Origin of the sequence: Nocardioides nanhaiensis (genome assembly GCF_039542785.1) — a bacterium.
Taxonomy (GTDB): Bacteria; Actinomycetota; Actinomycetes; order Propionibacteriales; family Nocardioidaceae; genus Nocardioides; species Nocardioides nanhaiensis.
This window is the reverse complement of the sequence record NZ_BAABIM010000002.1, coordinates 230,962-245,789: the sequence shown is the minus strand read 5'-3', so window position 1 is coordinate 245,789 and position 14,828 is coordinate 230,962. Positions and strand designations below refer to the sequence as shown.

Annotated in this window: 13 protein-coding genes; 12 read left to right on the top strand and 1 reads right to left on the bottom strand. The window is 74.8% G+C overall.

All coding sequences use genetic code 11. The features are described from left to right. The first annotated feature begins 68 nt into the window (after positions 1-68). The 11 genes from gatC to ABD948_RS09270 all read left to right on the top strand — a co-directional run bounded on the left by gatC (position 69) and on the right by ABD948_RS09270 (position 12,716). A complete protein-coding gene (gene gatC, locus ABD948_RS09320) occupies positions 69-368 on the top strand; it encodes an Asp-tRNA(Asn)/Glu-tRNA(Gln) amidotransferase subunit GatC (RefSeq protein WP_345265033.1) in 300 nt (99 codons plus the stop codon). Continuing rightward, positions 365-1,909 (top strand): Asp-tRNA(Asn)/Glu-tRNA(Gln) amidotransferase subunit GatA, encoded by a 1,545-nt coding sequence (gene gatA / locus ABD948_RS09315; protein WP_345265031.1) that lies wholly within the window; start codon positions 365-367, stop codon positions 1,907-1,909. The genes gatC and gatA overlap by 4 nt, the downstream gene beginning before the upstream one ends. Beyond that, positions 1,906-3,408 (top strand): Asp-tRNA(Asn)/Glu-tRNA(Gln) amidotransferase subunit GatB, encoded by a 1,503-nt coding sequence (gene gatB / locus ABD948_RS09310; protein ID WP_345265029.1) that lies wholly within the window; start codon positions 1,906-1,908, stop codon positions 3,406-3,408. The genes gatA and gatB overlap by 4 nt, the downstream gene beginning before the upstream one ends. Positions 3,409-3,472: 64 nt before the next feature. Beyond that, a complete protein-coding gene (locus ABD948_RS09305) occupies positions 3,473-5,017 on the top strand; it encodes a prenyltransferase/squalene oxidase repeat-containing protein (RefSeq protein WP_345265027.1) in 1,545 nt (514 codons plus the stop codon). A gap of 242 nt (positions 5,018-5,259) precedes the next feature. Next, positions 5,260-6,858 (top strand): prenyltransferase/squalene oxidase repeat-containing protein, encoded by a 1,599-nt coding sequence (locus ABD948_RS09300; RefSeq protein ID WP_345265025.1) that lies wholly within the window; start codon positions 5,260-5,262, stop codon positions 6,856-6,858. A gap of 2 nt (positions 6,859-6,860) precedes the next feature. Next, positions 6,861-7,859 (top strand): hypothetical protein, encoded by a 999-nt coding sequence (locus ABD948_RS09295; protein ID WP_345265023.1) that lies wholly within the window; start codon positions 6,861-6,863, stop codon positions 7,857-7,859. Then, on the top strand, positions 7,856-9,007 hold the full coding sequence (locus ABD948_RS09290) for an energy-coupling factor transporter transmembrane component T family protein (protein WP_345265021.1): 1,152 nt from the start codon (positions 7,856-7,858) through the stop codon (positions 9,005-9,007). Before ABD948_RS09295 ends, ABD948_RS09290 begins: the two co-directional genes overlap by 4 nt. Next, complete coding sequence (locus ABD948_RS09285; protein WP_345265019.1) at positions 9,004-10,599, top strand: ABC transporter ATP-binding protein; 1,596 nt, start codon at positions 9,004-9,006, stop codon at positions 10,597-10,599. The genes ABD948_RS09290 and ABD948_RS09285 overlap by 4 nt, the downstream gene beginning before the upstream one ends. Continuing rightward, positions 10,596-11,438, top strand: coding sequence for an ECF transporter S component (locus ABD948_RS09280; protein ID WP_345265016.1), 843 nt, complete (start codon positions 10,596-10,598; stop codon positions 11,436-11,438). Before ABD948_RS09285 ends, ABD948_RS09280 begins: the two co-directional genes overlap by 4 nt. A gap of 123 nt (positions 11,439-11,561) precedes the next feature. After that, positions 11,562-11,783, top strand: a complete 222-nt coding sequence (locus ABD948_RS09275; protein WP_345265014.1) for a hypothetical protein — start codon at positions 11,562-11,564, stop codon at positions 11,781-11,783. Positions 11,784-11,798: 15 nt separating this feature from the next. Further along, positions 11,799-12,716 carry an alpha/beta fold hydrolase gene (locus ABD948_RS09270; protein WP_345265012.1) on the top strand — a complete coding sequence of 306 codons (918 nt, stop codon included), beginning with the start codon at positions 11,799-11,801 and terminating at the stop codon, positions 12,714-12,716. A gap of 16 nt (positions 12,717-12,732) precedes the next feature. On the opposite strand, the gene ABD948_RS09265 is transcribed toward ABD948_RS09270, so the two are convergent. Beyond that, positions 12,733-13,605 carry an EamA family transporter gene (locus ABD948_RS09265; RefSeq protein ID WP_345265010.1) on the bottom strand — a complete coding sequence of 291 codons (873 nt, stop codon included), beginning with the start codon at positions 13,603-13,605 and terminating at the stop codon, positions 12,733-12,735. Between the two features lie 53 nt (positions 13,606-13,658). Between ABD948_RS09265 and ABD948_RS09260 the strand changes: the two genes are divergently transcribed. Further along, positions 13,659-14,780 (top strand): WD40/YVTN/BNR-like repeat-containing protein, encoded by a 1,122-nt coding sequence (locus ABD948_RS09260; protein WP_345265008.1) that lies wholly within the window; start codon positions 13,659-13,661, stop codon positions 14,778-14,780. Positions 14,781-14,828 lie beyond the last annotated feature (48 nt).

The following is a 14,828-nucleotide window of genomic DNA, read 5'->3' as shown; positions in this document are numbered from 1 at the left end:
CACGGGTGGCCCGACGACCCCGCCCACCGATGGCGTCGCTGCGCGGCCCCGCTCCTAGGATGGCGCCCATGCCCGAGATCAGCAGGTCCGAGGTGGCCCACCTGGCCACCCTGGCGCGCATCGACCTCGACGACGCCGAGCTCGACCACCTGGCACCGCAGCTGTCGGTGATCCTGGAGTCCGTGGCCTCGATCGCCGGCGTGGCCGGCGACGACGTGCCGCCGACGTCGCACCCGATGCCGCTCACCAACGTGTTCCGCGACGACGTCGTGGTGCCCGGCCTCACCGCCGAGGAGGCGCTCAGCGGCGCCCCCGAGGTCGACGAGCAGCGCTTCTCCGTGCCGCGGATCCTGGGGGACGAGCAGTGAGCCACCACGTTCCCGCCGAGATCCGCCGCACCGCCGCCGAGCTGGCCGACGACCTCACCGCGGGCACCACCACCTCGGTGGCGCTCACCCAGGCGCACCTGGACCGCATCGCCGCCGTCGACGGCGCCGTCCACGCCTTCCTGCACGTCGACGCCGAGGGCGCGCTCGAGCAGGCCGCCGCCGCCGACGAGCGGCGCGCCGCGGGTACCCCGGCCAGTGCGCTCGACGGCGTGCCGGTCGCCGTCAAGGACGTGCTCGCCACCCGCGGGCTGCCCACCACCTGCGGCTCGAAGATCCTCGAGGGCTGGGTGCCGCCCTACGACGCCACGGTGGTGACCCGCCTCAAGCAGGCCGGGCTGCCGATCCTGGGCAAGACCAACATGGACGAGTTCGCGATGGGCTCCTCCACCGAGCACTCCGCCTACGGCCCCACCCACAACCCGTGGGACCTCGAGCGGATCCCGGGCGGCTCCGGCGGCGGCTCGGCCGCCGCTCTGGCCGCCTTCGAGGCGCCGCTGGCGCTCGGCACCGACACCGGCGGCTCGATCCGCCAGCCCGGCGCCGTCACCGGCACGGTCGGCGTCAAGCCCACCTACGGCGCCATCTCGCGCTACGGCCTGGTGGCGATGGCCAACAGCCTCGACCAGGTCGGCCCGGTCACCCGCACCGTGCTCGACGCCGCGCTGCTGCACGAGGTGATCGGCGGGCACGACCCGCGCGACTCCACCTCGATCGACCAGCCGGTGCCCGGCCTCGTGGACGCCGCGCGCCAGGGTGCGCAGGCCGACCTCGCCGGTCTCAGGGTCGGTGTCATCCGCGAGCTCGGTGGTGAGGGCTACCAGTCCGGCGTCGAGACGCGCTTCCGCGAGACCCTCGACCTGCTGGTGGGTGCGGGCGCGGAGGTCGTCGAGGTCTCCTGCCCCAGCTTCGTGCACGCGCTGGCCACCTACTACCTGGTGATGCCGTGCGAGGCCTCCAGCAACCTCGCCAAGTTCGACGCCATGCGCTACGGCCTGCGGGTGCTGCCCGAGGGCATCGACTCACCCAGCGCCGAGGAGGTCATGCGGGCCAGCCGCGACGCCGGCTTCGGCGACGAGGTCAAGCGCCGCATCATCCTGGGCACCTACGCCCTCTCCAGCGGCTACTACGACGCCTACTACGGCCAGGCCCAGAAGGTGCGCACGCTCATCTCGCGCGACTTCGACGCCGCCTTCGGCCAGGCCGACGTGCTGGTCTCGCCCACCTCGCCCACCACGGCGTTCAAGCTGGGCGAGAAGCTCGACGACCCGCTGGCGATGTACCTCAACGACCTCGCCACCATCCCGGCCAACCTGGCCGGCGTGCCCGGCATCTCGGTGCCCAGCGGCCTGGCGGAGGAGGACGGCCTGCCGACCGGCTTCCAGGTGCTGGCACCGGCGCTGGCCGACGACCGCGTCTACCGGGTCGGCGCCGCCGTCGAGGCGCTGCTGGCCCAGCAGTGGGGTGGCGCGCTGCTCGACCGTGCGCCCGCCCTGCCGGAGAACGAAGGAGGCCGCGCATGACCGCGAGCCAGGAGACGCTGGTGCCGTTCGACGAGGTGCTGGAGCGCTACGACCCCGCCCTGGGTCTCGAGGTGCACGTGGAGCTCAACACCGCCACCAAGATGTTCTGCGGCTGCCCCGCCAGCTTCGGTGAGGAGCCCAACACCAGCACCTGCCCCACCTGCCTGGGCCTGCCCGGCGGCATGCCGGTGGTCAACGCCAAGGCCGTCGAGGCGGCGATCCGGATCGGTCTGGCGCTCAACTGCTCGATCGCCGAGTGGTGCCGCTTCGCCCGGAAGAACTACTTCTACCCGGACATGCCGAAGAACTTCCAGACCTCCCAGTACGACGAGCCGATCGCGTTCGAGGGCTTCATGGACGTCGACGTCGACGGTGAGACGTTCCGGGTCGAGATCGAGCGCGCCCACATGGAGGAGGACACCGGCAAGTCGCTGCACGTCGGCGGCGCCACCGGTCGCATCCACGGCGCCGACCACTCGCTGGTCGACTACAACCGCGCCGGCATCCCGCTCATCGAGATCGTCACCAAGCCGATCACGGGAGCGGGGGAGAAGGCGCCGCTCGTCGCGCGCGCCTACGTGCAGCAGCTGCGCGACCTGATCGTGGCGCTCGGCGTCAGCGAGGCGCGGATGGACCAGGGCAACCTGCGCGCCGACGTGAACCTCTCGCTGAGCCCGACCGGCTCCGGGGTGCTCGGCACCCGCACGGAGACCAAGAACGTCAACTCGTTCCGCTCGGTGGAGCGTGCCGTGCGCTTCGAGATGTCGCGCCACGCCGGCGTGCTCGACGGCGGCGGCTCGATCCTGCAGGAGACCCGGCACTGGCACGAGGACACCGGCGTCACCACCTCGGGCCGCGAGAAGAGCGACGCCGAGGACTACCGCTACTTCCCCGAGCCCGACCTGGTGCCCGTGGCGCCGAGCCGCGAGTGGGTCGAGGAGCTGCGCGGCACGCTGCCCGAGAACCCGGCTGCGCGCCGTGCCCGGCTGCAGGCCGAGTGGGGCTTCTCCGACCTGGAGATGCGCGACACCGTCGGCGCGGGCGCGCTCGGCCTGGTCGAGGAGACCATCGCCGCCGGCGCCTCCCCGCAGGCCGCCCGCAAGTGGTGGCTCTCCGAGCTTGCCCGCCGCGCCAACGACACCGGCCGCGAGATCACCGATCTCGGTGTGACGCCGGCCGACGTCGCCGGCGTGCAGGCGCTCGTCGACGCCGGGCGGATCAACGACAAGCTGGCCCGCCAGGTCTTCGACGGGCTGCTGGCCGGTGAGGGCACGCCCGAGGAGATCGTCGCCGCCCGCGGCCTCGAGGTGGTCAGCGACGACGGCGCGCTCGGCGCCGCCGTCGACGCCGCCATCGCCGCCAACCCCGACGTCGCCCAGAAGATCCGCGACGGCAAGGTCGCCGCCGCCGGTGCGCTGATCGGCTCGGTGATGAAGGAGATGCGCGGGCAGGCCGACGCCGGTCGCGTGCGCGAGCTGATCCTGGAGAAGCTGACCTGATCTGAGCTGCCTGATCTCAGCGGATCCGGGCACGGGGCGGACCGCGCCGTGATCTGCTGTGCCGGTGCTCACGACCCGCTCCGTGCTCCGACGCTCGATGCTGCTGGCGTCGGCGAGCCTGCTCGCCGGCACCGGGACCCCGACAGCGGCGTCCGCCGCGGCGCTGCCGGGCCACGACGGGGAGGCGCTCCGCACCACCCCGCCGCCGGGCTGGCGCAACGCCTACCTGCCCCAGGAGCGCGCCCAGTCAGCCGTCGTGGGCGGTCTGTCGCAGCTCACCGGGGACGTCCCGCTCCTCGGTCAGCTGACGCTGGGTGCGGCCGAGCTGGCCTTCGGCCACCCCGGCGGGAGGGTGCGAGCCGCCGTCGCGTTCCTCGAGCCACGTGCCGAGAGGGAGTGGTACGCGCTCGACGGCGTCGCGCGGGCTCGCCCGCTGGCCCAGGCGCTGCTGCTGGCCGCGCTGCTCGACGACCCGCGCGACTTCGGCGGTGTCGACCTCGTCGGCCGGCTGGAGCAGCTGGGCGCCGTGGGGGACACCAGCACGCGTGCACTGGCCGCTCGCGCGCTCACGACCGCCGGGAGCGACTCCGCCGCCGAGCGCCGCGACGACCTGGTCGGTCAGCAGTGCGGCGGTGGTTGGTGGACCGTGCAGCCCGGCACCTGCGACGGCGCGGCCCCGGACGTCACAGCCACGGCACAGGCGGTGCTGGCCCTGCGCGAGGCTCCCGAGCCGGCCTCTGTCACCGCGGCGGGAGCCGGCCTCGACTGGCTGGCGAGTGCCCAGGGCGCAGATGGCTCCTTCGACGACGGTCTGGTGCTCCCGACGGCGCTGGCCGGCCGCGCGCTGGGGGAGGCGGGCCGGTCCGAGCCGGCCGGCCGGGTGGCCGTGTGGCTCCGACTCGCGCAGGCCTCGCACCAGCGGGACTGCGGAGCGAAGATCCCTGTGGGACTCGTGGCCCCCTCGCGGGCGGCCTACGGTCGGGCCATCGAGCCGGGCCTGCCGGCAGGCTACGAGCGGACCTGGCTGCCCGCCACCGCAGCGGCGTCCCACGCGATGCGCTTCCCGCCGCGAGGTGACGGCAGCTGGCCGCGGCTGAAGGCTCCCGCCGGCTACCAGCGTGGCGGCAGCGTGGGGCGCTTCGTCGCCGCCGGCGTGCCTGCTCTCATGGAGGTCTGCCTGACGCTGGGGGACACCGGGGTGCTGGCCCGCGCGGACGAGCAGGGGCGCGTGGTGGTGCGCACCCGGCTTCCCCGCGCCGGGGGCTCGGTCCGGGTCCGCCTGCTGGCCTACGACAGGAAGGTCGTGCGCCGGAGCGAGCGGGTCAAGTTGCTGCAGGCGCGGCGCCTGACGGTCTCGCTGCGGGCGCCGGTCATACGGCCGGGTGGTCGGCAGGTCGCCGTCGTTCGCGACCTGGCACCACAGGAGCGCGTCGCGCTGCGCTACCGGGGTCGCATCGTCGCCCGTGGCCTCGCGACAGAGCAGGGTGTCCTCCGAGCCGGGTTCGACGTGGGTCGTGGCACCGGCCGCGAGCCCGTCGTCGCGGTGGGTCGCTTCGCGAACCGCCGCGGCAGCGCGGTGTTCACCCTCGCTCCGGCATCCGGTCGCTGATCGTGCCGCCCCGGCGCGGCCGGGGTACGCTGCCGCAGCCAACTACATGTACGCCCGTGGATGGGGAAAGCCGGTCGAAGTCCGGCGCTGACCCGCAACCGTAGGCGGCACGCACGGCCCCCGGGCCCGCGTGCTGCGAGCCGGAGCACCCGCCGCGACGCGTCCTGAACACATCGCTGTCGTGGAAAGCAGCGGGTGTCCTCGCCCTGGGGCCCCGTCTGCGTGCAGCGGGAAGGACCCCCATGACCACCCAGTCCCTGCGTCGCGGATGCGCCGCGATCGCGGCCGCCGCCCTCGGCGCCTCCGTGCTCGGCGTCGTCACCGGCGCCCCCGCGCAGGCCGCGGAGGGCACCACCGCCCGCACCGCCGGCGCCGCCACCTGGATCGTCGGCCAGCTCGGCCAGGACTCCCTGCTCGCGGGCCAGTTCGGGCCGGACTACGGCCTCACCATCGACGCCGGCCTGAGCCTCGCCGCCACCGGCGAGCAGCCGGCGGCGCTGGCGCGCATCTCCGACGCGATCGCCGCGAACCTCCAGAGCTACATCACCGGTGAGGACTTCGGCGACACCGGGAGCACCTACGCCGGCGCGGCCGGCAAGGCGCTGGTGTTCTCGCAGGTCGCCGGCGCGGACCCCGCCGACTACGACGGTGGCGAGCTGCTCGCCCGGGTCGAGGGTGTCGTCGACGACTCCACCGGTCGTTCCGCCGACGTCTCGCAGTTCGGCGACTTCGCCAACACGATCGGCCAGTCCTTCATCGTCCGCGGTCTCAACGCCGAGGGCAGCGAGGAGGCGGCCTCGGCCACCGACTTCCTGCTCCAGCAGCAGTGCTCCGAGGGCTTCTTCCGCCTCGGCTTCTCCGAGGAGGGCGCCTCGGACCAGACCTGCGACGGCGACCCCGCCGCCGCGCCGGACACCGACGTGACCGCCTTCGCGCTTCTCGCGCTGGTGGAGCAGGCCGGCGACGCCGAGGTCGACGCCGCGATCGAGTCCGGCGTCGCCTGGCTCGAGTCGACCCAGGCCGAGGACGGCTCCTTCGGTGGCGGCGTCGCCACCGAGGCCCCCAACAGCAACAGCACCGGCCTCGCCGGTCAGGCGCTGGCCGAGGCCGGTGCCGACCAGGCTGCCGGCGCGGCCGCCGCCTACGTGGCGGCGCTCCAGGTGCCCGCCACCTGCGAGGCCGGGCCGCTGGCCTCCGAGGCCGGCGCCGTCGCCTACGACTCCGCTGCCTTCGAGGCCGGTCAGGCCGACGGCATCACCGAGGCGACCACGGACCAGTGGCGCCGCACCACCGCGCAGGCCTTCCCGGTGCTGCAGTCCGTGCCGGGCGCAGCGGCGGCCACCGCCCTGCGACTGGTCGGCCCGAGCGGCTTCGTCCGTGCCGGCAGCCAGGTCACGCTGACGGTCCAGGGCCTCGGCGCCGGTGACACGGCCTGCGTCTACAACCCGAACAGCCGGGCCACCGCCACCGCGGCGGCGCCCACCGTCCGGCTCGTCGCGCCCCGCGGCACCACCCGTCGGATCTTCACGGCGCTGTGGCTGGGCGAGCCGGCCCGCACCTCGGTGCAGGTGCTCGACAAGAAGGCGCTCGTCGTCGGCCTGGGCAAGAAGCAGGTCAAGCGCGGCGCGGCCCAGGTGATCCGCGTCCGCGGCCTCGCCGCCGGCGAGCGCGTGGTCGTCAAGCTGCGCAACAAGGTCGTCGCGCGGGGCACCGCGTCCCCGGCCGGGCGCTTCGACAAGCGCGTCGTCGTGCGCGGCGCCGCCCCCGCCAAGGCCAAGGTCGTCGTGGTGGGCCAGTTCAACGACCGCCGCGGCAGCGCCACCTTCCGCGTGGTGCGCTGACCATGCTCCGCAGCCTCGTGCGCCTGCTCGCGGCGGTCCTGGTGACCGCCGCGGCGGGCCTCGTGGTCGTCGGCGGCAGCACCGCACCGGCCCAGGCGGCCGCCTGCAGCACCAGCGCCGGCGTCACCGTCGTCGTGGACTGGAACGCGCTGGGCGGTGGAGTGCAGGAGACCTGCGACGCCTCCGGTGGCGGCAAGCGGGCCAGCGACCTGTTCAACGCCAACGGCTTCACGCTCAAGTACGCCGCGCGGCAGCCCGGCTTCGTGTGCCGGGTCAACGACAAGCCCGCCAGCGACCCGTGCGTCAACACCGCCCCCTCCGATGCCTACTGGAGCCTGTGGTGGACCGACGGCCGCAGCGGCTCGTGGACCTACAGCAGCCTCGGCGCCTCCTCGCTGACCATCCCTGCCGGCGGCTCGGTGGCGTTCTCCTGGAACACCGGCGGCGACCGGGACGGGCCGTCCACGGCCGCCGGCACCCCGCCGCCCGCCAGCACCCCGACGCCCGCCCCCGAGACGGGCTCCGACACCGGCTCGGGCTCCGGGTCGGGCAAGGGTCGCGGCTCGCGCGGTAGCGACGGCAGCCGGGGCGACGGGGGCTCGCGCGGCGACACGACCGACGGCGGCTCGCGGGGCGACGCGGACGCGCCGGCGACCGACGGGCCGACTGACGACTCCTCCGACGACGCGGGCGACCCGGCAGCCACCCCCTCGGCCAAGGCCGACCGGGCGCGCGGCGACCGCCGTCGGGGCGCCAAGGGCGACCGGCGCGACCGCGCCGAGGCGAGCGAGTCGCCCTCGGCCGACGCCTCGGAGTCGGCGTCCGCGGACGTGGACGCGGACGAGCCGGCCTCGGAGTCCTCGGACCCGCAGACCACCGCCTCGCCGCCGGCCGCCGACGGCGGACTGCCCGGCTGGGTGGCGCCCGGCGTCGTCGTGCTGCTCTTCGCGGCCGCCGCCGGCGTGCTGGTGATGCGTCGCAGGGGCACCCCGCACCCGTGAGCTCGTGGGTGGGCGCTCGCCGCTCGCGTGACCTGCACCCCGTGGCCTGGTGGCTGTGGGCGATCGGTCTCGCGGCGGCGGCATCCGCCACCACCAACCCGTGGTTCCTGTTGCTGCTGGTCGGGGTGGCGAGCCTGGTGGTGATGACGTGCCGCAGCGACCAGCCCTGGGGGCGGTCCTTCCGGCTCTACGTCTACCTCGGGGTGCTGATCGTGGTGCTGCGGGTGCTGTTCAGGCTGGTCTTCGGCGGCACCTACGGCACCACCGTGTGGCTCGACCTGCCCGAGATCCCGCTGCCCGACTTCGTGCTGGGCCTGACCCTGCTCGGGCCGATCACGCGGGAGTCGCTGCTCTTCGGCCTCTACGACGGGCTGCGGCTGGCCACGATCGTCATCTGCATCGGCGCCGCCAACTCGCTCGCCAACCCCAAGCGGCTGCTCCGCTCGGTGCCGCCGGCGCTCTACGAGATCGGCACCGCGCTCGTGGTCGCCGTCTCGGTGCTGCCGCAGTTCGCCGACAGCGTCCGCCGCGTGCGTGCCGCCCAGCGGCTCCGGGCCGGGCAGGCCGGCCGCGTGCGCGGCCTGCGGCGGCTCGTGGTGCCGGTGCTCGAGGACGCCCTCGAGCGCTCGCTGGCCCTGGCGGCCGGCATGGACGCCCGTGGCTACGGACGAGCGCCCGGCCTCACCCGCGCCCAGCGACGGCGCACCGGCGCGCTGATGGTGGTTGGCCTGTGCGGCGTCTGCGTGGGCACCTACGCCGTGCTCGACCGGACGGCGCCGCGCGTGCTCGCGCTGCCCATGCTGGCGCTCGGGCTGCTGCTCGCCGTCGCCGGCCTGGTCAGCGCCGGGCGCCGCGTGCAGCGCACCCGCTACCGCCCGGACCCGTGGCGTCTGCCCGAGACCGGGGTCGCGGCGTGCGGCGTCGCGGTCGGCGTCGTCGGGTTCTGGCTGGCCGAGCGGCAGCCGATGGTCGCCTTCCCCGACCCCGCCTTCGCCCCCGCGCTGAGCCTGACCGCGCTGCTGGGCGCGCTCGTGGGCCTCGGCGCCCTGCTGCTCGCCCCGCCGCCGCGGATGGTCGAGCAGGGCCCGCCGCCCCGGACGACGACGTCGTCCGCCGCCGCCCCGGCCCGCGAGGAGGTGCCCGCGTGATCGAGCTGCGCGGGGTCACCGTGACCTACGACGAGTCCGCCACGTCGCGGCCCGTCCTCGACGGCGTCGACCTCACGGTCGAGGAGGGCGAGCTGCTCCTGCTCAGCGGACCCACCGGCGTGGGCAAGTCCACGCTGCTCGGCGTCGTCACCGGGCTGGTGCCGCGGTTCAGCGGCGGTGTCCTGCGCGGCGACGTGCTGCTGGACGGCGAGAGCGTGCTCGGCGTGCCGCCCCGCGAGCGTGCGCACCACGTCGGCTACGTGGGCCAGGACCCGGCCGCGGGCTTCGTCACCGACACCGTGGAGGAGGAGCTCGCCTACGGCATGGAGCAGCTGGGCCTGCCCGGCGACACCATGCGTCGTCGTGTGGAGGAGACGCTCGACCTGCTCGGCGTCGCCGACCTGCGCCACCGGGACCTGCGCACGCTCTCGGGCGGGCAGCAGCAGCGTGTGGCGATCGGCTCGGTGCTCACGATGCACCCGCGGCTGCTCGTGCTCGACGAGCCGACGTCCGCGCTCGACCCGACCGCCGCCGAGGAGGTGCTGGCCACGCTGACCCGGCTGGTGCACGACCTCGGTGTCTCGGTGCTGCTGGCCGAGCACCGCCTGGAGCGCGTCGTCCCCTTCGCCGACCGGATGTGCCTGCTCACCGGCGACGGCCGGCTCGAGGTGGGGGAGCCCGCTGTCGTGCTGGAGCACTCGCCCGTGGCCCCGCCCATCGTGGAGCTGGGGCGCGCCGCCGGCTGGCGCCCGCTGCCGCTCTCGGTGCGCGAGGGGCGCCGTCGCGCGCGCGGCCTGGACCTGGTCGCGCCCGTTGCTTTTGCCCCCGGAGCGACCGGTGCGCGCGAGGTGCTGCTCGAGGCGCGCGGGCTCACGGTGCTGCGTGGCCGCCGCGCCGCCGTCGACGGTGTGGACCTGCGGTTGGAGAGCGGTCGGGTCACGGCACTGATGGGCCGCAACGGCGCCGGCAAGTCGACGCTGCTGTGGGCGCTGCAGGGCTCGCTGGCCCGGCAGGCGGGCCGGGTCGACGTCACCGGTGCCGACCCGGCCGACCTCGACGACGCCTCCCGCCGCGAGCGCGTGGGTCTGCTGCCCCAGAACCCCGCCGACCTGCTGTACCTGGAGACCGTGGCGCAGGAGTGCGCCGCCGGCGGCGCCGGCACCCGCGAGCTGCTGGACCGCCTGGTGCCGGGCATCCCCGACGACACCCACCCCCGCGACCTCTCCGAGGGGCAGCGGCTGGCCCTGGCCCTGGCGCTGGTGCTCGTGGCCCGGCCGAGGGTGCTCCTGCTCGACGAGCCCACGCGCGGGCTCGACTACGCCGCCAAGGCGGCGCTGGCCGACCTGCTGCGCGGCCTGGCGCGCGAGGGGCACGCGGTGCTGGTGTGCACCCACGACGTCGAGTTCGTGGCCGCGGCGGCCGACGACGTCGTGGTGCTGGCCGAGGGCGAGGTGGTCTCGTCCGGCCCCGCCGCGCAGGTGCTGCCGGCCTCGCCCGCCTTCGCGCCCCAGGTCACCAAGGTGCTGGGTGCGGACTGGCTCCGCGTGGGCGACGTCGAGGCAGCGCTGGCGGCTGCCGGGGGCGCGCGATGACGACGACCCTGCCCCCGACCCGGCCTGCCCTGCCACCTGCCATCCGGCTCTCGCGCCGCTCGGCGCTGGTCATGGCGATCGCCTCGCTGGGCGGGCTGATGATGCTGTGCTGGCCGCTGCTGCTGCAGGTGCCGGAGTCCACCCGGGTCGACCCGCCGTTCCTGTTCCTGGCCCTGCTGCCGGTGGTGATCGCCGTCGTGCTCGCCGAGATCAGCGAGGGTGGCCTCGACCCGCGGGCACTGGCGGTGCTGGGGGTGCTGAGCGCCGCGATCGCGGTGCTTCGCGGCATGTCGGCCGGCACCGCCGGCGTCGAGCTGGTCTTCTTCCTGCTGATCCTGGCCGGTCGGGTCTACGGTCCCGGGTTCGGCTTCGTGCTGGGCTGCACCTCCCTGTTCGCCTCCGCGCTGATGACGGCGGGCGTCGGGCCCTGGCTGCCCTTCCAGATGCTGGTCTCGGCGTGGGTGGGCATGGGCGCCGGGCTGCTGCCGCGACGGGTGACGGGCCGCTGGGAGGTGGCGATGCTGGCCGCCTACGGGGTGGTCTCGGCCTACCTGTTCGGGCTGCTGATGAACCTGTCGGGCTGGCCGTTCCTGCTGGGCGTGCAGGTGCCGGGCCACGAGGGGTCGTTGGCCTACGTGCCCGGCGCGCCGATCCTCGACAACCTGCAGACCTTCCTCGTCTACACGCTGATCACCTCCACCGGCAGCTTCGACACCGGCCGGGCGATCACCACCGCCGTGGCCATCGTGCTGCTCGGCCCCGCCGTGCTCACCACCCTGCGCCGCGCCGCCCGCCGAGCCGTCGTGGTGGGTCGGGTCGAGGGCGTCGACGCCTCGTAGCCGGACCGCCTCACCTCACCATCGTCCGGCGGTCGTAGCGGTCGTCGACCCGGCTGAGAGTTAACGAAGAAGTCACGCCGCGGGGGTGCGTCGCACCCGGGTCCGGGTCTAGCGTCGACCCCGATGCAGCTGCCACTCGCCCCGCTCCTCGACGCCGCCCGCCGGTGGTCGGTGGAGAGCCAGCAGGTGGCGCGGCGCAACGCGATGGTGGCCTCGACGGCGTGCGCGCAGCGTCGCGCCGAGCGGCTCGAGGTGGCCGACTTCCTGGCCCAGCGCGACGGCGGCTCGAGCACGACCCCGGATGCCGCACCTGACGCACGTCACAGCGCAGCCGCCACCACCTGAGGCACAATCGGGCCCATGCCGACCTCCGCCGCACGCTCCGCGACGTCCGGGCAGCTGAGCTTCCACGACATCCTCTCCGACGACGGCACCCACCTGCGGGCGTGGACCAACGACCCCGACCTGCTCATCGACGGGCCCACCGTCGTGCTCTGCAACGGGCTGGGCACCAACCCGTGGATGTGGCCGGCGCTGCTGCGGCCCGACTGCGGCGTCCGGGTGATCTCGTGGTTCCACCGAGGCGTCGGGGGCTCCGAGCGCCCGCGCGACCCGGCCCACGTGGAGATCCAGCACTTCGTCGAGGACGGCCTCTCGGTGATGGACCACTTCGGGGTCGACCGGGCCGTGCTGATGGGGTGGTCGATGGGCGTCAACACGATGTTCGAGCTGGCCGTGCGCCACCCCGAGCGCGTGGCCGGGCTCTTCGCCGTCTGCGGCGTCCCGGGCGACACCTTCCGCACCATGCTCGCGCCGTTCCACCTGCCCCACCAGGTGGCCCGCCTGGCCACGGTCAGCATGGCCCGCGTCATGAAGCACACCGGCTTCCTGCTCGACCCGGTCGCCCGCCGGCTGCCCATCGGCCCGCGCGCCGTCGACGTCATCCGTCGCACCGGCTTCATGGGCGCGGTGCCCGACCCCGAGCTCGCGGCGGTGGGCGTGCAGGAGTTCCTCACCACCCCGCTCTCGTGGTACTTCCACCTCGCGCTCAGCACCTCGAAGCACTCGCGGGTGAGCCTCAGCAAGATCACGGTGCCCGCCATGTTCGTGGCGGCCGACCGCGACGTGCTGGCCGGCTCGCGCGACATGCGCAGCGCGGCCGAGCGGATGCCGAGCGCGGGCTTCGTCGAGCTCGACGGCACGCACTTCGTGGCCATGGAGCAGCCCGACCGGGTGCACCGCCTGCTGCTGGACTTCCTGCAGCGCGCCGGCGCCTGACTGCGCCCGACCTGCCTCAGTCCGGCGCGGGCTCGCTGATCACGGCCGTGCCGCGGGTGGCGCCCACGCTGGCCACCACCACGCAGGCCACCGCCACCAGCTGCAGCGGCGTGAGCACCTCGCGCAGCACGAGGAACCCGGCGAGCGCGGCCGCCGCGGGCTCCAGGCTCATCAGGACGCCGAACGTGGCCGGGCGCAGGCTGCGCAGCGCCACCAGCTCGCAGGTGTAGGGGATCACCGAGCTGAGCAGGCCGATCAGGAACCCGACGAGCAGCACGTGCGGGTCGAGCGCGGCGGCGCGGCCGCCGTCGAGCAGCAGCAGCGGCAGCAGCAGCGCGGCGGCGATGACGCTGGCCATCGAGAGACCGTCGATGCCGGGCCAGCGGCGGCCGGTCTGGGCGCTCAGCAGGATGTAGGCCGCCCAGGCGGCGCCGGCCAGCAGCGCGAACAGGACGCCGGCGAGGGTGAGGTCTGCGTCGTCGACCCCCAGGAGCAGGACGCCGATCGCCGCGAAGCCCACCCACACCAGGTCGCGCGCGCGCCGGGACCCGAGCACCGCGAGGGTGAGGGGGCCGACGAACTCGATGGTGACGGCGATCCCGAGCGGGATGCGCGCGAAGGCCTGGTAGATCGACCAGTTCATGACGCCCAGCGAGACCCCGAAGCCGAGCACGACGAGCCACTCCTCGCGGGTGCGGCCGCGCAGCGCCGGGCGCGCCACCAGCACCAGGACGAGCGCGCTGAAGGCGAGCCGCAGGAAGACGATGACGGTGGGGGAGGCGTCGTCGAAGAGGTCCTTGGCCAGGCCCGCGCCGAGCTGCACGGAGGCGATGCCGGTGAGCACCAGCCAGACGGGCGGGATGCGCACCGATGAGTTCTGCGCCGCCACGCGGTCGATGCTAGGAGGAGCCCAGGGGACCACCGAATCGAGGAGGAGCCGCCATGACCGGCGCAGGGAGCGGGACGGGAACGGTGCTGATGATCGGCACCCGCAAGGGACTGTGGATCGCCACCTCCGACGAGGCGCGCGAGGACTGGGAGGTCACCGGCCCCCACCACGACATGGAGGAGGTCTACTCCTGCCTGGTCGACCCGCGCACCGGGTCGCAGGGCCGGCCGCGGCTGCTGGCCGGTGCGTCGTCGTCGTGGACCGGGCCCTCGGTGCGCTGGTCCGACGACCTCGGCGCCTCCTGGCACGAGACCCCGGGCGGGGGCGTGCGGTTCGGGCCCGATGTCGACGCCTCGGTCGAGCGGGTGTGGCAGCTGGCGCCGGGCAGCCCGGCCGGCCCCGACGGCGTCGTCTGGGCGGGCACCGAGCCGGGCGCCGTCTGGCGCTCGGTCGACGGTGGCGAGACGTTCGCGCTCGAGGAGGCGCTGTGGCACCACCCGCAGCGTGCCGAGTGGGGCGAGGGCTACGGCGGGCAGGCCTTCCACACGATCCTGCCGCACCCCGCGGACCCCGCCTCGGTGACCGTGGCGATCTCCACCGGCGGCGTCTACCAGACCCACGACGACGGCGGCTCCTGGACGGCCGCGAACCGGGGGATCCGCGCGGAGTTCCTGCCCGAGGGGCAGCAGTACCCGGAGTTCGGCCAGTGCGTGCACAAGGTGGCCCGCCACCCCGACCACCCCGAGCGGCTCTTCCTGCAGAACCACGGCGGTGTCTACCGCTCCGAGGACCACGCGGCCTCGTGGACGCCGATCCACGACGGCCTGCCGGCCGACTTCGGCTTCCCGGTCGTGGTGCACCCGCACCAGCCCGAGACGCTCTACGTGTACCCGCTCGGCGCGGGCGAGGGTCGCTACCCACCCGACGGGCGGGCGCTGGTGTGGCGCTCGCGCGACGCCGGCACCTCGTGGGAGCCCGGTGGCCAGGGCCTGCCCGAGCACAGCTACGTGGGCGTGATGCGCGACGCGATGAGCGCCGACGACCACGACCGCGCCGGGCTCTACGTCGGCGCCCGCAACGGCGCCGTCTGGGTCTCGACCGACGACGGCGAGCGCTGGCGCCCGGTCGTGACCGACCTGCCCGACGTGATGGTGGTGCGCGCGGGTCGGTGCTGAGGGTGCTGGGTGAGATCCGCCGTCGCGGCGTCGGCGCGGGCGATTAGC